Origin of the sequence: Mangrovimonas futianensis (assembly GCF_021245805.1) — a bacterium.
Lineage (GTDB): Bacteria > Bacteroidota > Bacteroidia > Flavobacteriales > Flavobacteriaceae > Mangrovimonas > Mangrovimonas futianensis.
Genome location: NZ_JAJJNF010000002.1, coordinates 99,056 through 120,885, shown reverse-complemented (window position 1 = coordinate 120,885; position 21,830 = coordinate 99,056). Strand labels below are relative to the sequence as shown.

Here is a 21,830-nt window from a genome sequence, read left to right as displayed (position 1 = left end):
ACCGACTTCCTACCTTTTTATCGCCTTTTTGGTGATTTCTTGACCATTATTTAAAGTGATCTTTGCTAAATAAGCAGAGCTGCTTAGTGATGAAAGATCCAAAACCTCTTTTGATGAGTTTCCTGTAAAAGTCAATAAGGATCTGCCTAAAAGATCATAAATTTCAACTTTTTCGATTGTTTTATTCTTTCCAACCGAAAAAGAAACCAGTCCATTTTGAAGCTCAACAATAGTTAAGTCATTTGTGTTCAATACTGATTCTGAAGTAGACAACACATTGGTTTGGAAAACAATTTCAAATCGGTCATTGAATGCGCCTGTTTCTGAGTTGAATGTATAGGCAGATTGAGTCAAATCATGATACGTATTGAAGAAATTATCTTTAATATAGATGGAATGGGATAACATAAAATCACCTTTTAATTGCGCAATTTCGATATTGAATATGCTAGCTTCTTCAATATTGGTTTGAAAGCCCAGAGGAATGACTTCTTCAAGCGTTAAACTTTCAGGATGTTTACCTTGAATAGCAAACTTTTTATTGGAATCTTCTATCTGGAAATAGGCCAAAGTCATGTTATTGGAAACCGAGTTGGCGGGAGCATCATAATACATATAATCCAATCCGTCAGTAGCTCCGTCCTTATAACCTACAACTACTTGACTAAAAATGCCGTTATCACTGGTAAGACTCAATGTAATGGATTCCATCGAATTGGTTTCTTGGGTGGCGTTTCTAAAGAATTGGGAGTTATCACTATTTCCCTTAACTCGCATGGAATTGTTGAAAATCACATCCTTTGATTGAATGTCGCCAGCATCGCTTGAAGGGTTACTTGTAAATGTTGTCCCTAATGCGCCATCTGACATCGTAATGAAAAAGCCCTGACCAGAAGGGATCATACGATTATCAGGATTACTACCATCACCACCAGCAGAGGTAGCCGTTGAGCCTATACCGTTAATGATGGCATAGTCAGATTGGGAAAAGTTTAAGGCTTGGTTTCCACTGACATTTCCATTGGCGTCGGTGTTTTGTGACCATAAATAGAGGGCACCGTCAATTACTCTATTGGAAGCAGAGGATATATCGGAATTGTATTCCAAAAAGGCATCGGCACTAATGGCTGATGGATAAGGATTTCCGATGAAATTCCAATTGTTATCATCAGGTTCTTCGTCGTTACGATATACAGGTACTGAGATTACACCATTGTTAAAAAGACCTTTAAACTGATATAAAAACTGACATCCCGGTCCTCCACCACATGGAAAGGAATTAAAACCTATAGTGCTATGAGTAGAGGCGTATCCAACACCCGGCAACATATCATCAGAAGCATTCATCAATTGCCAGTCAACTCCTGTACCGTCGGAAATATAATTGGGGTCATCATCAATATCATCAATTCCAGGGTTTGGATTAAATGTATTGGTATTAGCATTTTCTTCGTAAGAATCTCTAAAATCTTGGCCGCTAAATTTAAATCGTCTGTTGGGATTGGCTTCAGCTAGGGCATCGCCTATGGTTTCGATGGTTGGAGAACTCCAATATGTGTATTCATACCAGTGAGCCATAGGTGCCGTTAATTTGTCTACTTCACAATTGTCTGGGTTGTCGGCTTCAAATACCCCGTCATCGTTTACTTGCACAAAAGCCGCTTGAGGATGCACCAAAATAGATCCGTTGCCGTTAACATAAACACTGTATTGTACTTCTACATAGGTATTGCTTCCTCCATTAATGATGTCACCAATAATTAAAGCACTGTCATTAATAATCAAGTTGCAAGCTTCAAAACTTCCAGAAATTGAGGTGTCATAATCTGCGTTTAAAATAGCTATGGTGTTTGAATTAGGATCAATTGGAGACCAAGAAGAGCCGTTCCAAATCACGGATTCCAGTTCCAATAAAACAGCATTAGAGGCTGTAAAGCATGTTTGGTCATTTTCTCGAACCTGACAATAAAATTGGTAATCAACCACTGGAAATATGTCTAGGATTTCCAAAATGGCAGAATCAGAATTATAAAAGGTTGCATCATCCATAATTTCCGTCCAACCGGAATCTCCGGGAGCCAAATAGTACCATTGATAAGTTAAGGAGTTCCCTCCACTATATCCTTCATCTGCTGCAACACTAATGGTCGCTGTATTACAGGATTGATTGATGGTAGGGCCAGAGGTGATGCTTGGGGGCACTCCAGTTGAAAAATCAAAAGTTCCAATATCTGTATAATCGACAGGAGAAAAGGAGTCCCAATCGTTGGAATTCCATGTGGTGCTGGGAGCTATAATACCCGTATTTTTTCGTCTGTAGGTGTAATTTTTGGAGGCAATCGTAAAAGAATCACCAGAGGTATCTCCCCACAAATCAATCCAAGTGGTTCCATTATATAGTCTAATATGATCGTCTTCATTGATGCCATTCACGTTACTTGATTGATCAAAACCATGTGAGGCATGGGCATCAGTTGCGTCAGATTGTCCAAAAGCAAGGACAAAAACATCACCGTTAATAATGCTTCCTGAGAGGGTGACTGAACTTGTCGCGGTACTAGCTCCATTATTGTGGATACGGATTTCATATCCCGATAAATTAACGGTTGCCCCAGTACCATTAAAAATTTCTACATAAGAGTGGTGTCCAGTTCCATGGTCAGTGACCTCACTAATAAATAATTCTGTTGGAGAAATGCCCGAATTACCCTCGCAACTTGAAATCTGATTGTCTATCACTATAAATAATTCTGAACTTAGGCATCCCAAATCATTTGTAATTTCTAGACTTCCTGTGGTTGCTCCAGAAGGGACACTTAATTCGAGTTCGGTTGAGGAAATTACATTGACGGAGCTAATAGATACACCATTTAGAGTTGCGGTGGTTGCAGAACCAAAGTTATTTCCTGTAATACTTATGATAGTGGCTTCTGGTCCAGACATTGGTGAAATTGTAATTGGAGATGCAGCGCAATCTCCGTTTCCTTGAACTTGGAAGGTATAAGGGTTTTCATCACTGTCGTTACTTATAATAGTTATGGTAGATGTCCTAAGTCCAACACCAGTGGGTGAAAAAACAATTTCAAAATCCACTTCGGTATTTGAGCTAATTGTTGACGGACTGGGGTTCAAAGAAATTGAAAATTCAGTGGGATTGGACGAGGTAATACTTGTTAGATCCAGGTCTGACGTACCTTCATTGCTTACATGAAATGTCTTGGGAGAAGAAGAATCACCCATGACAGTAGCTGCAAAAATGGTATTGTAACCAATATTAGGAGAGGAGCCATTAGGAATTGTTCCTCCAGTATTTCTCTCAATATCAATCTCTGGAGCAGGAGTAAACCCTTCTCCAGTTAAGTTGATGGTGCAAGTCCCTTCATTGGGGTCATTGTTGTTGATTGTTATGGTTCCATTCTGTGTGCCGTTGGTGGTAGGTGTAAATGTTACGGTAAAGGTTTGGGAATTGCCTGCTGAAATTGTCATAGGTCCAGTAGGAGATACCGTGTAGTTTCCAGTGATTCCCAATGAAGTGATGTCTAAATCGTCGGAACCAACATTTTCAATAGCAAAGGTGGTATTAGCATTAGTAGACAAGGCTTGGGAGCCAAAGTCTATAGTATAACCACAGTTTTGATTGGTTGAGGCGTCATCAACAAGTTGAAGTTCTGGTGAGGGTGAACCACAATAAATTTCAACCAAATCAATGTATACTCTCTTTCCAGAAACAGTTGAAAATTCAAGTATAGAATTGTTCGGTACAGATGTAAAAGAAGCTGTATAGGTATTATAGGATCCATCAATAATGGTATTAAAAAATTGAGAAACACCATTTAAAGTAACTGTAACCTCATTTTCGTTGTTATCCCAACCTTCAGCAGAAAAGTGCAGGGTTATATCCCCGGAAATACCGGTAAGGGCATTAGTTGAAATTGAACCATAACTTGATGCTGAAGCTAATCTTTTTGCACTTGCTCCACTATTAATTGTATAGCCGGCAGTATTTGGAAAATTCCTTCCATTAATTGAATAACAAGGACCATTAATCGTAGTTTCACTGTCAGTTAAAGGATTTGTCAAATTATACAATGGACCACCAGAACAGCTAGAGTTTAAAGCAAATACAAAAAAATGATATTGAGTCGCTTGTGATAGCCCTGTTGCACTAAATGTCGTAGTATTCGAACTCTGTACTACAGTGCCACTACCAATAGTATCTCCGGCAGAGTAGGTTATTCCGTTTACTGGGTTAGCTCCAAGAGTTGTTGATGTGCTGACAATAACAAGATACTCATCTGCTGTAGCAGCTGAAAAGGAACCATCAATAGAAGAAGACGTTATATTGTTTAATGTTAAACTGGTTGGTTGATTTGTAGGAGTAAGACAAGGTGCTGAGGATACTCCTGAAATTTCAACATCATCTATGTTCCAGGATTCATTTGGACTGTTGTTGGAAATAACAAAACCAACCAAAAAGTCTGATGTAATAGCGGCATTTGAATTAGGAATATTAATAATAACATTATTAATTGGGTTGGAATTTGTTGAACTGTAACTCTGCGGAATGTCATCACCATCATATGTAATAGTCCTATTAGATCCAGAATTAAAAGGCCATCGTGAATTAGAATTCCCGGTTATTTCCATTTCATAGGACCACGAAATTCCGTTATCTAGACTAATATAAACATCTATATAGTCGCTTGTATCAAGTCCGTTTCCCGTTGAACCAATTGAAAAACCAGCTAAATTAAACTCAACTTGTACATCTTGATAGGATGTAATGTCAACTGGACCAAAATCGACATCAACGCTATTGTTTATCACTCTCCAAGAAGTATTGGAACTAGTATATTGAGGTGAGTTTTGAGGAAGATCCCCGCTGCCAGAATTTCCACTTGCTGAAGTAAAAATACCAGAATTAAAAGAATAATTAAGAGTTGGAGTTGCTGGAGCGGATTCAAAGTCTTGAATTGCTATTGTCACCTGCCCAAACCCAATGTTTAAAGCGCCGAGAAAAATAAAAAAGAGGAGGGTGTATTTTTTTATCATGGGGTACTTGGATTAATTACATGTAATAAGGGACTGACAAATATAAATGAAAAGACCTAAAAAACAATAAGTTACAAATATCTTGTTATTAACAAATTGTTATTAATTTTGAGGGTATGGATACAGGTAAAACGTTTACGGTTGAAGAAGCGCAACGAGCCCTAGAAAATTATTGTGCTTATCAAGAACGATGTCATAAGGAAGTTAGAGAAAAGTTGATGGGTATGCGAATGATTCCTGAGGCCGTAGACCATATTATTACCCATTTGATTCAGGAAAACTATCTTAATGAAGAGCGGTTTGCCAAAGCTTTTGCTCGGGGTAAATTTAGAATTAAAAAATGGGGAAGAAACCGAATTGTTAGAGAGTTAAAGTTTAGGGATATCTCTAAATTCAATATTGAAACAGCTTTAAAAGAGATTTCTCCACAAGCATATCAGGAAACCCTTCATGAACTGGCAGTTAAAAAGGCGGATGGAATCAGGGAAATCAACCTCTGGAAAAAAAAGAAGAAGCTGGCAGACTACCTCTTATATCGTGGGTGGGAATCGCACTTGGTTTATGAAAAAGTAAGTGAATTAATTTCATAAAAAAGTCCAGCAACATGCCGGACTTTACTTTTAAAAATAAAAATGTTTTATAAGTTGAAAACCGCTCCCACATTAACGTTAAACTGATTGTAAAGATGTTCTGCTGGTGTTAGATTGTCATTGTATTTGGCAATTGGGAACTGTGCCTCGGTATATAAACCGAATCCTTCTGTGAAAAAGTATCTGGCCCCTACATGGCCTCCAAAGTTTTTAAGGCTTAAGTTTAAACCAGGATATAAGTCAAAATTCTCATCAATGTTCAGGACGTTTCCGATATTGGCATTAAAGCGGGCCTTTAAATCAAAGCGATCTGTGAAATCTGCTTTTTCAACGACAGTTCCACCATAAACAACCACATCTTTGTCCAAACCATTTGAAATTCCCAAGGCATAGCTTGAAGACACCCCAATAGAGATATTTTCTCCTAAACCATAATCATAAGATAGATTAATACCCGTGGCTGAATCTTGAAAGTTGGCGCCAATTTGTAGTTTTTGGTCACCTTTACCCTTGAAAGCTTGTGCGTGAACAAACGATACAGCTAATAAGGAAAGGGCGCATAAAAATTGTTTCATAGTAATAGGTTCTAAATTTTACTAATCAAAAATACTAGATACTTTTGAGATATCTATGGGTTTTTACAACGGCTTGTTCATTTTTCCAGTCAATCCATTTTTGCCCTTGTAACCGTCTCATCAAATTATCTATATGACGCATAACGAAAATGTTATAAATGGCTTTACCTAAATTCTTAGGTTTTTTGGGTATGGACCTCAAGCTCATTGAGAATCCTGGGGTGATATAACGCATATAGTGCCAATAACCTTCAGGCATATAAAGGACCTCGCCATGGTTGAGTTCGGTTTTAAAACCTGTGGCATGCTGTAGTGCTGGCCATTGAGAATAATCGGGATTGGAAAAGTCGATGTCTTCTCTGGTGATTAGGGAATGCGGAATCTTATAAAGTACTTTGTTCTGATTTTGATCAAAAAGAATGATCTCCTTTTTGCCTTCGAAATGGAAATGGAAAATATTGGCTAGGTCAATATCATAATGCATAAAGGTATAGGAGTTCTCCCCGCCAAAGAAGAGCATGGGGAGTCCCTTCATCAATTTTAAACCAAAGTCTGGGTAACTATAATCCGCTTGTAATTGTGGCACTTCCTTTAAAATGTTCCATAAAAAAATGCGATAACGGGTAGGCTCATTTTTGAGTAAATCAATATAGTCACCCATTTTCATTTTAGAGTGAGGTTCGTTAAATCCATCTTTGTGGCTTACCGGTCGATCATCATAGAGAGGAACCACCTTATCTCCAGCAACGGATTTTATATAATCTAAATTCCATTTTGAAAACGCTGGCCAATCCTCAATAAAACGCTCGATAACCACAGGTTTTTGAGGTTTGTAATACTCTTTGAAAAAGGTGTCCTTATCTAGGGTCTTTACGCGAGGAATGGTTTTTAATTGCACCTAAACTGAAATGATGATTAACCTTTCAAAGTTAAGAAAAGGTTACCAAATGAATTATAGGGATTTGTTAATAATAAAAAACCCCCTAAAAAAGGGGGCAATTATTAAGTAGTTGGAGTTTCTTCATCTTGAATGATGGGTTCATTAGGATCTTTACCTTTTAAATATTCAGGTAATTCCATTCCAGCCATGTTGAACATTTCCTGTAAAGGCGGAACAGATTGATATAAGCCTGATAAAAAGTTGGCTGTAGATCCTTTTCCGTCCTTACTTTGACCATTTTCCCAAACAGTCACTTTATCTATTTTAATATTTTTAATAGCCTCTGCTTGGATTTTTACCAATTCTGGAAGCTTGTCAGCAATTAAAAGTAATACAGCATCTCTAGAATTGTTGCCTGCTGCTTTTACAATTTGATCAAGACCTTGAGCTTGTTTTGTTAATACTTCAAACTGTCCTTGAGCTTTGGCTTGTGCTTTAAACAAAATGGCATCGGCCTCACCCCTAGCTTTTCTTCTGATTCTTTCAGCTTCAGCTTCCGCATCGATTTCTGCTTTGCTTTTTTCGATTTCAGCTGGGATGATAACATCAGCAATTTGAGAAGATCTTTCTCTTTCAGACCTGGCCATCTCTGCTTCTTTTTCTGCAGCGTAAGATTCTTCTAAAGCTTTGGCTGCTTGAACTTTTTCAGAGGCAATAGCCAATCTTTCTGCTTCTGCTTCTTTTTGTCTTCTTAGAGCATTGGAATTTGCTACCTCAATTTTTGCCGTGTTTTCTCCATCTACTGCCTTTGCATTTGCAGCCGCAACTTGAGTTCTTTCGTCTTGAACCGCATTAGCCTCACCAATGGACCCGTCTCTATTTTTTTCTGCTACGGATTTTCTGGCCGCGTTAATAGCGTGGGCAGCTGCTTCCTTACCTAAAGCTTCGATATAGCCAGATTCATCAACGATATCCGTAATGTTTACGTTGATAAGTTTAAGTCCTACTTTCTTAAGTTCAGATTCAACACTTTGGGAAATATTGGTCAAGAACTTATCGCGATCGGAATTGATTTCCTCAATATCCATGGAAGCTACAACCAAACGCAATTGTCCAAAGATGATTTCTTTAGCCAATTCTTGAATGTCCTGTAGACCAAGTCCTAAAAGACGTTCGGCAGCATTTTGCATCACCCCCGGTTCTGTGGAAACCCCAATGGTAAACCTTGAAGGAACATTAACACGAATGTTTTGCTTACTTAGGGCATTTACCAGATTAACCTCAATAGAAATGGGTGTTAAATCCAAGTATTCATAATCTTGAATTACAGGGATAATCAAAGCTGCCCCACCATGGATACATTTGGCAGATTGGCCTCCGCCAACCTTACCGTAAACCACCAAAATTCGGTCTGAAGGACATCTTTTATATCGCTTGATAAGAACGACTAGGATTACGAAGAAAAATAAAATAGTGAAAATGATTCCTAGGGGCAAACCTAGGTCTGTCATTTGTAATAAAGGTATAGTCATGGTATAGATAATTAGGATTGTTTTTTAATAATTAGGATGCCATTGGCGGTTATTTCAGTAACAGAAATTACTGAGCCAGGTTTTAGATCTAGACTTTCATCTGTTATAGCTTCAAGTTCTCTTAGGGATCCTTGAACGTTAATATGTACTTTTCCAATGGAAGAACGATTTTTACCTACGGTTAAATATACTTCCCCAATAGAATTGATGGCATTTTTATAGTTTAGGGTACCACTATCGTTTAACTTTTTCATATAGTGGAACATGGTTGCCATTAAGGCCATCATAATCAATCCGCAAAAGAAAGATATTAAAATGGTTAATGGCTTTGAAAGACCAGCATCCATGCAGGCGATACCAGACCATCCAAATATGGTAAAGAAACCAACTAGGTTCTTGAAAGTTAAAAATTGGAATCCAATTCCTGTATCTGTTTCTATTTCTGTATCAACATCTCCTAAATCGGTTTCTCCTCCTAAAAGGCTTAAAATTAATGTGATAGTAAATATTAATGAACCTGCAAGGGCAACGGTCCAATAGATTTTTGGAAATGTTTCCATGGTAGTATACCAATCCATCATAGTTGTTAGTTGTAAGTAAAGTTGAAAGATAAACTTTTTATAAAAAGAAAAAACTTACAAACGTCATGTTTTTTCCTTTACAACTTATGAGTATTCCAAAATCATTTTTTGTTACAAATAAAAAAACCCAAACGCTTCGTTTGGGTTTAGATTCTATGTGTTTTTATCCTTATTTAAATCTATAATTAAGACCGAAAAGAAGGTTGCCTTTTGGCATGGGAACTAAGTTCGTTTCATAATATTCTTCATTAAAAATATTGTTGGCAAAAACTGAAAGTTCCAATTGGTTGATGATAACTGATAACCCAGCGTCATACACGGTATAAGCTTGCCCAGAAGTTCTTTCGGCATATTTATATACAATAGTAGGTTGTAAAATATTAAAGAATCTTCCTTTATAGGTTGCCGTTACTTGATGTTTTAAAGAATTGATGGAATAGCGTGAGAAAGCGATGTCCAAATCTTTGACTTCATCATCAATAAAGGTATAACCTAAATCCATGAGTTGTGTATCACCTGCTATATCAAAACGATAATTGATATTGGTCTCAAATCCTTTGGTGTTCAAATCTCTGATATTGGTAGCTTGCCAAAGATCATCTTCATTTTCCTTGACATAGTCAATCAATTTTTTGGAATCACGATTAAAGAATGCCAAAGATCCATTCCATTTTGCACCTAGATATTTGATACCTATTTCCTCTGCTATGGCCTCTTCAGGATCCAATTGGTCATTACCCAAAGTCGTTGGATCACTGTAGTACAGGTCGGTATAGGTTGGAATTCGGTAAGTATAACCAACATTTCCATAAAATTTAAATTGTTCTGAAATGGAATACCCAATGTCAACCCCGGGGAAGGCATGAAACTTAAAATCTGAAAAATAGGTCAGAGCAACACCAGGAGTCACATCTAGTTTATCATTTAGAAACTTGAAACGATGCTCGAGGAAAAAATTGGTCATGAAGCGTTCGCGGTCCCCTAAATTATTGCTGGAAAGATATACTTGTGCCAAATCAACCCCAAATCCTGTTGTTCCTAAAGAAGATGAATAAGATCCATGAAGTTCGGCAGCAACTTTGTTGGTGATATGTAAATTTCTGTAAACCTCGGGATTGGTACGAATGAAAACATATTCATCCTGATTTCTTCTCCAGTACAATCTCGGTTTTAAGGTGAGGTTGTTATGTTTGTAAACCGAAGAAAGTCCTACCAAACTTGCTTGGGTTTCTTCATATTGATCAGTTGCAGATGGGGTAGAATAAAAACCATTGGCACCAAATTTACGCTCCTGAAATGTTGCAATGAGATCAATAGGCATATGGTTCTTGTTGAAGCTACTTTTGATAAAATAGTTCTGGTTGTCATAATCGGTATTGTAGCGATATCCTTCAGAAGTGTTTCTGGAATAGTGCACCAAATGAGAGGTGTTCTGTAAATTACTGCTCACCGTAACTTCTGCATTTTTTTGACCAAAAGAGCCACCTTGAACTCCTAATTTTACCTGGTTTTCCAAAGCTTTTTTAGTAACAATGTTTACTGCACCAGTAAAAGCATTTTGACCAAAAACTCTGGCTGCCGGTCCTTTTATAATTTCTATGCGTTCTATGACATCTAAAGGTAAGATAAGGTTCATGGTATGATGACCTGTTTGAGCGTCTTCCAGTTTTATTCCATCTATTAAAAGAAGGGTTTGGTCAAAACTCCCACCTCTAATGTATAAATCAGCTTGGGAACCGGCGGTACCTCTACGTCTTATATCGACCCCGGCTACCTGCTGCAATAAATCTACTACGTTGGTAGCGGCACTTTTTTGGATCATTTCCGAGTTGATGACGGTGATGGTTCTAGAATTTTCTTTAAATGGAAGTTCAATTCTGGAAGAGATAATCACCACTGAGTCTAAATCTTGTTGAGGGAAATCCTGAGCTTGTGTCAGGAAGATACCTGCGAGAAAACTAGCTAAGAGGAGATTTAATTTCATTGTATATTTCATTAGGGATTTTTAAAAAACGATGCAAAATTCGTAATTTTCCGGATTAGTAAACTAGTCCAGTTTTAAAACAATGAATAGTCCGGTTTTAGATCGAGTAAAACAATTAATTCAAGTCGATAAATCGGCTACCCAGCCCGTTTATGTTCAAATTTCCCAACAAATAATCAATGCTATACAAAGGGGATATATTACTAAAGGTACAAAACTTCCGGGTACACGGGTGTTTTCCAAAGCTTTAAATATACATAGGAACACGGCTGTGGCTGTTTATAATGAATTGGCAGCGCAAGGATGGGTAGAAATCTTGGCAAATAAAGGATCTTTTGTACTGGTTCCAGAAAGGAAGAAGGAAGCGATTGTAGCACATGGATTTCAAGTAGATCAAATCAATAGGTATCCCGATAAAACAGGTTTTCCATTTCAAGCTTCTTTTCATTTGGCTTCTACCAGAGAATATTCAGAAGCAAAAATTAGTATCAATGATGGCCAACCAGATTTGAGATTGCATCCTACCCATCAGTTTTCTAGATGGTACAATTCGACTTTAAAACGTAGAAACTTGCCGAGTAAATGGCATCAAAATGAAGACTCCTTCTATTTTAATTATGAGACCCAGCTGTGTAACTTTTTGAATACTACTCGCGGGTTCAATATGAAGCCTCAAAATTTGATTAGTACCAGAAGTACCGAAATGAGCTTGTATGTGGTCTCTCAATTGCTTTTGAAAAAAAGGGACGTGGTTTTGGTAGGTGATTTAAGCAACTATTCTGCCAATAGAATCTTTCAACAAGTAGGTGCCGATGTAAAAATCATTCCGGTTGATCAAGATGGTTTGGATGTCAATTATATAAAAACCCATTTTATCAAGAAATCTATTAGGTGTGTCTATATAAATCCGCAAAGGCATTATCCCTCCAATCAAACATTAAGTGCTGAAAGGCGTCTGCAGCTTTTGGAGTTGGCCAAAGAATATCAATTTGCCATCATTGAAGATGATTTTGATTATGATTTTCAGTATGAAGGGTCTCCTATGTTACCTTTAGCTAGCTCTGATACACACGGAATGGTAATTTATTTGGGCAAGTTTGGTCAATCTTTATTTCCGAGTTTTCAAACCGGTTTTGTAGTAGCTCCCAAGAACTTGATTTCTGAGGCTAAAAATTATTTGGAGTTACTAGATGCCCAAGGTGATTTGATTCAGCAACAAATGCTATCTGCGCTTATCTATGAAGGTGAAATCCACCGCTATTTAAAAAAGAATGTGTTGCTTTATAGACAGCGACTGGAGGTTTTATGTAACCAATTAGATTTTCATTTTGGAGATATTTTAAAATGGGAAAAACCAACTGGTGGACTTGCGATTTGGCTACAATTTACTGAGCCAATTTCCTTGGTCCGTTTTACGGAAGAGAGTGTCAAGGAGAATGTCTTTCTTCCCAAAACTATTTTATATCAAGATAAGAATACTTGCGCCATCCGTTTTGGGTTTGGTCACCTTAACGAAACAGAAATAGAGTACGTTATGGATAGCTTGAAAAGCGCCTATTTAAGGATAGCAAAATCTCACTAGGTTTAGAATATTATTGAATGAAATCAAATTGTGGAATGCTTGAAGTTTGTATTATATTTAGCAGATAAATAAACGCTTTCATGATTCATCTTTCTTCCTTAGACTTTGTTATAATCGCTTTGTTCTTTGCATTTTCTATCCTAATTGGTATTGTAGTCTCCAAAAAATCAGGGGAAAATAGCTCTGAGTTTTTTCTTTCTGGACGAAACATGCCTTGGTGGTTGTTAGGGGTATCTATGGTAGCGACTACCTTTGCAGCTGATACACCTGGATTGGTTACTGAATTGGTGAGAACCAATGGGGTTTCTGGAAACTGGGTTTGGTGGGCTCTGTTGCTTACGGGAATGCTCACTGTTTTCTTTTATGCCAAATTATGGCGAAAGTCGGGAATTACTACGGATTTAGAATTTTATGAATTGCGGTATTCCGGGAAACCAGCTAGTTTTTTAAGAGGATTTCGAGCTATTTATTTGGGGGTTATTTTTAATATAATCACCATGGCAGGTGTTTGTTTGGCCGGCTCTAAAATTGCCAATATTTTATTGGGATTGTCCCAACAAGAAACGCTGCTATATTCTTCAATTATAGTGGTGATTTATTCCTCGTTAGGAGGTTTAAAGGGGGTATTGATTACAGATTTCTTTCAATTTCTTTTGGCCATGGTTGGGTCTGTTTGGGCTACAATTTATATTGTTAATTTGCCTGAGATTGGTGGAATGGGAGAGCTTTTGCAACATGAAAATGTTTCAGGAAAACTTAATATTCTTCCAGACTTCTCCAATACTGAAACATTAATAACGTTGTTTATCATCCCATTTGCGGTGCAATGGTGGAGTACTTGGTATCCCGGAGCAGAACCAGGAGGTGGTGGATATATTGCACAACGTATGTTAGCTGCCAAGGATGAAAAACACGCCACTTGGGCGACTCTGTTTTTTAATTTTGCCCATTATGCTTTAAGGCCGTGGCCATGGATTCTAGTAGGTTTGGCTTCTTTGGTTGTGTTCCCTTCCTTAGAGAGTATTGGAGTCGCCTTTCCTGGGTTGCATGAGGATATGCACGGTCATGATGTGGCGTATGCGGCTATGATGACTTATTTGCCTGCTGGCTTAATCGGTTTGGTGATTACCTCTCTCGCAGCCGCTTTTATGAGTACGATTTCCACACAATTGAATTGGGGTAGTTCCTATATTGTTAACGACTTTTATGGAAGATTTATAAATGAAGGTGCTAGCGAAAAGCAGAAAGTGCTCGTTGGTAGAATTTCAACAGTCCTTTTGATGGTTTGTGCTGCTTTATTCTCCTTTTATATCAAATCAGCTAAAGACGTTTTTGATCTGTTGTTACAAATAGGAGCGGGGACCGGCCTGTTGTTTATACTCAGATGGTTTTGGAAGCAAATTAATCCGTACAGCGAGATTGCTGCCATGGTGATTTCATTCATTATTGCGGTAGTGTTTTTTGTTAATGGAAAATTGGAACAACCATGGTTTGAGTTACAAGGGTATATGCAATTGATTATAGGTGTGGTCTTAACCACTATTGGGTGGATTGTTGTGACACTAATGACGCCTAGAAGTAATCAAGAAACACTTAGCCATTTTGAAAATGTAGCCTTTGGTAATGAAAGTAAATTCAAAAATATTGGTTATAAGATATTAGCTTTCTTTCTTGGTGTCATAGGAACTTATAGCGTGTTGTTTGCTACTGGTTATTATATTTATGGGAAAATCTTGGCAGCATTCTTATTGACGGTTTTGGCTATTGTTTGTGCGGTTATACTGAAGATGATTTGGAACAAGGTTCTTGATGAGGTTGAATAGATTTAAGAAATGTACTTTATTTCTTTAGTAAATTTGAAATGGTCCATATCAATAAATTCATTATCACCTTTGTTTGTGGCATCCAAAACATCAGCAGATAGGGTTTCTGCAATCTGAATAGCCACATCAAAGGCCTCGATTTTATCTTGTGTGGAATAGGCCTCAATTTTTTGGTTTCTGCTGTGAAATAAGTTCAATTTAATTATGTCTTGAGTTCTACTAGATTGGGCAGAGACTGCTCTCATAGTTACTGTTTCTGTTGTGGCAAATACAGAGACATAGTCTATTTCGGGTAAGTCCTGCCAATTTCCAAAACTGAGACCTAAAAAGGAGGTGATATTTCGATATTTTTTTGAATTTAAATCGATTTCAGTGCCTTGTCGCTTGAGGGTTTGGAAAACCAAGACTAATGGCACAATGGCTAATATCCCAAATAGAAGTATAAATAGTGGGATATTAAGAAGAAAGGTGACTCCTAAGATGGTTTTCCAAAGGGGTACTTTTTGGATAAATTTAATGGTATGGGACATGGCTAGTTGATTTGTTTGGTTCTGGCTAAAATAAAAAAACCGTAAAGAAAAACTTTACGGTTTTAAAAATTATAGCGAAATAAAGCTTACTCGACTAAAATAATGGCTTTATTATCTTTCATTTCTAAAGTGCCAGAGTTGATTTTAAGTTTTAAAAGTTTGTCTTCTGGTACCAAAGACCCATGCAGTTCATCATAAACCAATTTACTATCGGAATGCGTATGAATCTTAATGGTTCCTTCTTTCAATAACGACACAATAGGTGCGTGGTTATTTAACATTTGAAACTCTCCCATAGCTCCAGGCACAACCACAGAATCAACTTCTGAACTGAAAATGGTGGCTTCTGGTGATACAATTTCTAAATACATAGTTTCTTAGTATTTAGTAATCAGTAATTAGTAATTAGTGGATTAAAGCCAACTGCATACGGCATACTGCTTACTGTTTTACGCTTCCGCTAACATTTTCTCTCCAGCTTCAATAGCATCTTCAATAGTTCCTTTAAGGTTGAAAGCTGCTTCAGGTAGGTGATCTAATGCACCGTCCATAATCATGTTGAAACCTTTGATGGTATCTTTAATATCTACCAAAACTCCAGGAATACCAGTAAACTGCTCAGCTACGTGGAAAGGTTGTGATAAGAAACGTTGTACACGTCTTGCTCTTGATACGGCCAATTTATCTTCTTCAGATAATTCTTCCATACCTAAGATGGCAATAATGTCTTGTAATTCTTTATAGCGTTGTAATAACTCTTTTACTCTTTGTGCACAGTCATAGTGCTCTTTTCCTAAAATGTCTGCAGTCAAAATTCTAGAAGTAGAATCTAACGGGTCTACCGCTGGATAAATACCTAGCTCAGCAATTTTACGAGACAATACGGTTGTAGCATCCAAGTGAGCAAAGGTTGTTGCAGGCGCTGGATCCGTTAAGTCATCCGCAGGTACATAAACCGCTTGTACTGATGTAATAGAACCTCTTTTGGTAGAAGTAATACGCTCTTGCATCGCACCCATTTCTGTTGCTAAAGTTGGTTGGTAACCTACCGCAGATGGCATACGACCTAGAAGTGCAGATACCTCAGAACCAGCCTGTGTAAAACGGAAGATGTTATCAACGAAGAAAAGTACGTCTTTTCCTTGTCCGTCTCCAGCTCCATCACGGAAGTACTCAGCAATAGTCAAACCAGACAAAGCAACACGTGCACGTGCTCCTGGTGGCTCATTCATCTGTCCGAATACGAAAGTCGCTTTAGAGTCTTTCATAACGGCTTTATCTACTTTTTGAAGATCCCATCCTCCGGCTTCCATAGAATGGATGAAGTCATCACCATACTTGATAATTCCAGACTCAAGCATCTCTCTTAAAAGGTCATTTCCTTCACGAGTTCTTTCACCTACACCAGCAAATACTGATAAACCACCGTGACCTTTTGCAATATTGTTAATCAACTCCTGAATCAATACCGTTTTACCTACACCGGCACCACCAAATAATCCAATTTTACCTCCTTTTGCATAAGGCTCGATCAAATCGATTACTTTAATACCTGTAAATAAAACTTCGGTAGAAGTTGATAAATCTTCAAACTTAGGAGCTTCCCTGTGAATTGGAAGTCCGTTGTCTCCAGTTTTTGGTAAGTTTCCTAGTCCGTCGATGGCATCACCCATTACGTTGAAAAGACGTCCGTAAACATCGTCTCCAATTGGCATTTGGATAGGAGATCCTGTTGCAATAACTTCAGTCCCTCTACTCAAACCATCGGTAGAGTCCATGGCAATAGTACGAACAGTATCCTCACCAATGTGAGATTGAACTTCAAGTACTAATGTGGAACCGTCTGGTCTGCTAATTTCTAATGAATCGTAAATCTTTGGAAGTGCAGTCTCAGAACCAAATTCAACATCGATAACTGGACCTACAATTTGTGCAACTTTACCTGTAACTTTTGACATTACTTATGTATTTAATATTATGCAATTTAATTGAATGAAAACGCCTCTGGTTTTCGCGCTGCAAAGATATGTTTTTTAATTTAATATAAAATATGTTTTTAGGGTTTTTGGTGCCAAAAAAAAACGCCCACTTTTAAGGGGCGCTTTTTTTTATGCAATGTGTTGGATTACTGAATGTAAACTCCTGTAAAATCTACTGGATTAACCCCTTGAATATTCGATCCGTATTTGGCGTTTATCACTTCCAAAATTTTGTTTGCAATTACCGAATAACCTCTTGGAGATGGGTGAATTCCATCTAAAGAAAAGGTTCCTCCAGTCACGTAATCTGCAGTCATAAATGCACTTCCAGCTTGATATCCAGTGTTGGCCACTTCTGTAAAAAAGCTATTGACATCAAAAAATGCCAAATCGTTGGTCATCGCTGCATTTTCAATGATATTGTTAAAGGCTGAAATAGCATTGTTGACATCTTCTTGTTCTTCTGGTAAAAGGACCCATTGGTCATCCATGGCATAGGTAATTCCTTCTAAGGAAAACATGCCTGCCAATTGTTGGGCGGAGGCAGCTGGAATACCATTATTAATCAATTGGGTGGCCAAAGCGGTTGCCGATGCCATGTTTGGAGTTCCAATAACTGAACTGCTCGTTAAGACAACTAAGTCTTCAGCAGTGGCTTGTCTACATTGTCCGTACTGTTGCCCTAAAATATTTGCGATAAGTGGCGCTGCTTCTGGAGGTAAACCAAATTGACCAATAAAAGCAGGAAAAGTAGGACTGCTGTTCAACGCAAATTCAATAGAGGCTGAAATATCTGTTAAATTTTCATCTTTGATGACAATGGCACTTGCTGCATTTTCATTGAATATAATGGCTCTTTCTGGTTCGCCTAATGCAGTGAAAACACCATTTAAAGCGCCAAAGATCATATTTAGAGTCGGTATTTGCGGACCAAAATCTGGATTGGTTGGGTCTAATGGCGCATATGGCACGGTATTGAAATATGGGGTAGAAGTCACATCAGGAATATTCATAATGACCCCTTCTGCACCTCCTGAAACCATGGTTTGAACCAAGCCATTGTATACTTGGGCAAAGACATTGGAGTTAGTAATATCATTAGAAGCATAGGTCGATGGGTCTAAATTCCCAGTCACATTATGATCTGTCCCAGACCCACCAGATGCGGCGTAACCCAAAACGTCATTATTTCCTATCCAAAGAGAGAAAAAGGTTGGATTCATAGCCATGGCATCAGCTATAACAGTCGTGTTTGGTGATGTTGCCATTCTCACAAAATAAGGATTAGCAGCTCCAACAGCTAAATTGGCAAGGTTCCCATAGCCAGGAGCTACCAAGTGGTATGTTTTGGCTCCAGGAACTCCCATGTTGTTGAATGGACCGTTTAAAATATTTGATACTTCAGTAGAAGGCGTACCGCTAACCACTGAAGGTGTTTGTGTAGCGATATCGAAAAACATTCTAGGAGAAGCAATCGGATTTCCTCCTAGTAGAAGACCTCCAATGTCGTCATTCATATAGGGTTGTGTAAAATCTCCTCCTCCGGCCAAGGCAAATTGACCAGCCAATAGGTTTGGGAAGGATACCTCTTGTCCCATAGCAAAAAGGGAATTGTCAGAGTATCCTGCTGTTAGTGAATTTCCAACACTTACAAAGGTTGAAAAGTCTGCCGATCCACTACTGTATTGAATGTCCGGATTCCCTTCTACAACCTCATTGTTGACAGGGTCTGAAAGAGCGTCTATATCACTGTCACAGGCATAAAGTGCAAGTGAAGCAGTTAGAATTAAAGAAATATATTTAATTTTCATAACCAGTTTTTTTAATTGTTGAATGTCCAAGAAATGTAATAAAGAGCTCCTACTGCTCCTGAACCTGGAGCACTTACATATTCATAGCCCAAAATGTTGGAGCCTCCTAATTTAAAAGTTGATTTGATACTTGGAATGGTATAATTAATTTGGGCATCAACTGTACTTCTTGCAGGTAAATATGCATCAGCAAAGGATGATTGCCATAGGTAGGTGTCATTCCATCTCCAATTCACATTAAAACCAAAATTTTTAAACAATTCGTTGTGGCCTAGACTTGCTTTGACTTTATGTTCAGGGGTATTGAAGGATGTTTCAAATCCGGGGTCGCTTGCTTCATCAAAATCCAATTTGGCATAGGTATAGTTGACACCAAAATTAAACCCATTCCATACTTTGGTATTAAACCCAATAGAGGCACCATAAGAATTGATATCTGCCGTTGAATTTGTATAGGTTTGGTAAGCTTGGTAGTCACCATTTTGTAATGCTAATAAGGATAAACCATTATCTCCAGCTTGTCCGTATAAAGGAGTTAGAACCGTTTTATTAGAAATAAAATCTTCATATTGGTTATAGTAAACACTCAAATCAATATTGACGCGTTCTACAATACCACGATACCCCACTTCATAAGCGGTCACTTTCTCCGGTTTAACTAGACCCACATTAATAGCTGTTGGATTACCAGCATTAACAGATGCCAAGTCAAATGCATTAGAATAAGCATCACCTCCATTCAACTGTACATTTGGAGCTCCTACTATGGCAGCACCGTTCGTACTTAAAGGTGCGCTTGTAGCTGTATATCTGTCTAGATTCGATGGAGAAGAACCGACCAATATGGCACGTCCTGCATTTAAACCAATAAATAAATCTTGAGTTGTTGGATTTCTAAATCCTGTTTGGTAAGAAGCGCGAATGTTGTGCTTTTCAGCTTCATCTGCAGCATAAACAAAAGACACTCTTGGAGAGAAGAAACCATCAAAAAATTCTGATTTGTCATAACGAACAGACCCAGTGAATTTTAATCGGTCACTTAATAATTTTTTCTGAAGTTGAACATAGGCTCCATATTCATTATAATCAATAGAACCATCATAGTCTGTGTATATAGTACCTCCAGAATTTAAGGAATATTGTCTGTAAGAACCTCCAACCATGATGTCAACTACATCAATTAAATGACTTAAATTGTAATTGGCATCCACGTGGTAAATTTTGGAGTTGTCCTTAAACTTGGCACCAGTTTCTAGGTTAGGATCAGAAGTAACTCTGTCGAAAGTATTGTTAAATGCATCCGTTCCAGGTATCAATCTTCCAGTATCTGCTGCAGATCGTGCTGCGAGATGTGCTGCCGCTTCTTGCTCTGAAGTTGGGTCAAAAATACCCTGTCCCGCCAAATATCCCAAATAGGCACCAGCATAATCGGTAAACCATTGGGTGTCTCCTTTCCATGCTCTGTTCATATTAATCGCTGCGAAACGAGAATCATATGAATTACCCGCCTTTTCTGCGGTAGTGTATCCCCTTACAAAAAAGTTCTTGTTTCTTATTTCCAACTTATGTTGTTGCATTAAGAAATCTTTGATGGAATATCTATTGGCCCCTTGATAGATGGTACTTCCTCGACCTATTTTGGAATTCCATATGATTTCGAAATCATTTTCCCAAGGTCTATAATATAGTCCAAAGTCAGCCTTTAAACTTTCAGCATCGTAATTCATTAAATCCACTTCGTTATAACCAGTCCTTGATACCATTGAAGAACCATAATTAGTTGCTACTGGTATTGGAAGTGCTCCAGCGGCAATTTCATCAAAATTTAAAGTAGTGGATACTTCATCGCCGTATACATTTAATCCATCATATCCAGGGTCATTTCTGTTCCAACCTGGGTTGTTGAAGTCTCTATAATCTGTAGCATACCATTCCGTACCATTTAAAAATGATAAAGATGCTTTAGCTGCAAATTTTTCACTGAATTTATAAGCAGCTCTTATTCCCACGTCAACATATGTATTATCCCCGGCATTTTGACTTGAAGTCATCCCTGTTTTGCCATAAACACTAATACCAGAATGCTCAAAAGGATTCTTACTGGTCATGAACATGATACCATTGAAAGCATTTGCTCCATATAGTGCAGAAGAGGCACCAGGCAATAATTCAACCGAATTAACATCTAATTCTGACATCCCCAATAGATTTCCAATCGGGAAGTTCAAGGCTGGCGATGAATTATCCATGCCATCCACCAATTGCATAAATCTTGAATTGGCAAACGTGGCAAATCCTCTAGCATTTACCGATTTAAAAGTTAAACTATTGGTGTTTATGTCAATACCTTTTAAATTTTCAACAGAATCATAGAAGGAGGCCGACGCTGTATTCTTGATTTCAGTGAGATCCATTCTTTCGATGGTCACTGGGGATTCCCTTATTCTTTCGGGAGTCCTTGATGCAGAAATAACAACTTCATCCAACGAAGTTCCTTCTTCAAGGATAAAATTGACTTCCTGACTATTTTGTGTGATTTCCATGGTTTCAGAAGTGAATCCTACGCTACTTGCTTGGATTGTAAACGGAGGGTCCTGTTCTACTGAAAAGGTAAAACGACCGTCAAAATCGGTTGCCGTTCCTTGAGACCTTCCCATTACCACTACATTTGCTCCAGGTATGGGTTGTCCATTATTGTCCGTAACCGATCCTGAAATTGTTGTTTGAGAATATGTTGTAAAACATAGTAACAACAAAAACATCGATAGAATTGATTTCATTTGTGAGTCTTGGTTTTTGATTAATTCGATTAGCAATATATGTAAATATGGGGCAAAATAATGCATTTTTCTCAAAAAAGTATGCATGCATAGTAAATTTTCTCAAAAAAGATATGTTAAATTTGATTATT

14 protein-coding genes are annotated in these 21,830 nt (G+C 37.9%); 3 read left to right on the top strand and 11 right to left on the bottom strand.

The annotated features are described in order from the left end of the window. Positions 1 to 9 precede the first annotated feature (9 nt). The gene (locus LOK78_RS03295) at positions 10 to 5,052 is read right to left on the bottom strand and encodes a RemA C-terminal-like gliding motility protein (protein WP_232633615.1); all 5,043 of its coding nucleotides are present in this window, start codon (positions 5,050 to 5,052) and stop codon (positions 10 to 12) included. 116 nt (positions 5,053 to 5,168) lie between these two features. Between LOK78_RS03295 and LOK78_RS03290 the strand changes: the two genes are divergently transcribed. Continuing rightward, positions 5,169 to 5,642, top strand: coding sequence for a regulatory protein RecX (locus LOK78_RS03290; protein WP_232633613.1), 474 nt, complete (start codon positions 5,169 to 5,171; stop codon positions 5,640 to 5,642). Between the two features lie 47 nt (positions 5,643 to 5,689). Here LOK78_RS03290 and LOK78_RS03285 read toward each other — a convergent pair whose 3' ends face one another. The 5 genes from LOK78_RS03285 to LOK78_RS03265 all read right to left on the bottom strand — a co-directional run bounded on the left by LOK78_RS03285 (position 5,690) and on the right by LOK78_RS03265 (position 11,206). Then, positions 5,690 to 6,217: a DUF6646 family protein gene (locus tag LOK78_RS03285; protein WP_166957064.1), complete on the bottom strand. Its 528-nt coding sequence runs from the start codon at positions 6,215 to 6,217 to the stop codon at positions 5,690 to 5,692. A 34-nt stretch (positions 6,218 to 6,251) separates the two neighbouring features. Then, complete coding sequence (locus tag LOK78_RS03280) at positions 6,252 to 7,115, bottom strand: cupin-like domain-containing protein (RefSeq protein ID WP_232633611.1); 864 nt, start codon at positions 7,113 to 7,115, stop codon at positions 6,252 to 6,254. Positions 7,116 to 7,219: 104 nt separating this feature from the next. Continuing rightward, the gene (locus LOK78_RS03275; RefSeq protein WP_232633609.1) at positions 7,220 to 8,629 is read right to left on the bottom strand and encodes a flotillin family protein; all 1,410 of its coding nucleotides are present in this window, start codon (positions 8,627 to 8,629) and stop codon (positions 7,220 to 7,222) included. 11 nt (positions 8,630 to 8,640) lie between these two features. Continuing rightward, on the bottom strand, positions 8,641 to 9,210 hold the full coding sequence (locus LOK78_RS03270) for a hypothetical protein (RefSeq protein ID WP_232393776.1): 570 nt from the start codon (positions 9,208 to 9,210) through the stop codon (positions 8,641 to 8,643). Positions 9,211 to 9,379: 169 nt separating this feature from the next. Beyond that, on the bottom strand, positions 9,380 to 11,206 hold the full coding sequence (locus LOK78_RS03265) for a TonB-dependent receptor plug domain-containing protein (protein ID WP_232633608.1): 1,827 nt from the start codon (positions 11,204 to 11,206) through the stop codon (positions 9,380 to 9,382). Positions 11,207 to 11,276: 70 nt separating this feature from the next. Between LOK78_RS03265 and LOK78_RS03260 the strand changes: the two genes are divergently transcribed. Together LOK78_RS03260 and LOK78_RS03255 are read left to right on the top strand one after the other, a co-directional pair. Next, positions 11,277 to 12,776 (top strand): aminotransferase-like domain-containing protein, encoded by a 1,500-nt coding sequence (locus tag LOK78_RS03260; RefSeq protein ID WP_232633606.1) that lies wholly within the window; start codon positions 11,277 to 11,279, stop codon positions 12,774 to 12,776. A gap of 80 nt (positions 12,777 to 12,856) precedes the next feature. Next, complete coding sequence (locus LOK78_RS03255) at positions 12,857 to 14,599, top strand: sodium:solute symporter family protein (RefSeq protein ID WP_232633605.1); 1,743 nt, start codon at positions 12,857 to 12,859, stop codon at positions 14,597 to 14,599. 2 nt (positions 14,600 to 14,601) lie between these two features. On the opposite strand, the gene LOK78_RS03250 is transcribed toward LOK78_RS03255, so the two are convergent. From LOK78_RS03250 to LOK78_RS03230, 5 genes are all read right to left on the bottom strand, one after another. Next, positions 14,602 to 15,129 carry a hypothetical protein gene (locus LOK78_RS03250; protein ID WP_232633604.1) on the bottom strand — a complete coding sequence of 176 codons (528 nt, stop codon included), beginning with the start codon at positions 15,127 to 15,129 and terminating at the stop codon, positions 14,602 to 14,604. An 86-nt stretch (positions 15,130 to 15,215) separates the two neighbouring features. Continuing rightward, positions 15,216 to 15,500 carry a F0F1 ATP synthase subunit delta/epsilon gene (locus tag LOK78_RS03245; RefSeq protein ID WP_053970970.1) on the bottom strand — a complete coding sequence of 95 codons (285 nt, stop codon included), beginning with the start codon at positions 15,498 to 15,500 and terminating at the stop codon, positions 15,216 to 15,218. Positions 15,501 to 15,578: 78 nt separating this feature from the next. Continuing rightward, on the bottom strand, positions 15,579 to 17,087 hold the full coding sequence (atpD, locus tag LOK78_RS03240; RefSeq protein WP_053970971.1) for a F0F1 ATP synthase subunit beta: 1,509 nt from the start codon (positions 17,085 to 17,087) through the stop codon (positions 15,579 to 15,581). Positions 17,088 to 17,254: 167 nt separating this feature from the next. Continuing rightward, a complete protein-coding gene (locus LOK78_RS03235) occupies positions 17,255 to 18,919 on the bottom strand; it encodes an SGNH/GDSL hydrolase family protein (RefSeq protein WP_232633602.1) in 1,665 nt (554 codons plus the stop codon). Positions 18,920 to 18,930: 11 nt separating this feature from the next. Further along, positions 18,931 to 21,699 (bottom strand): TonB-dependent receptor, encoded by a 2,769-nt coding sequence (locus tag LOK78_RS03230; RefSeq protein ID WP_232633600.1) that lies wholly within the window; start codon positions 21,697 to 21,699, stop codon positions 18,931 to 18,933. Positions 21,700 to 21,830: the final 131 nt, after the last annotated feature.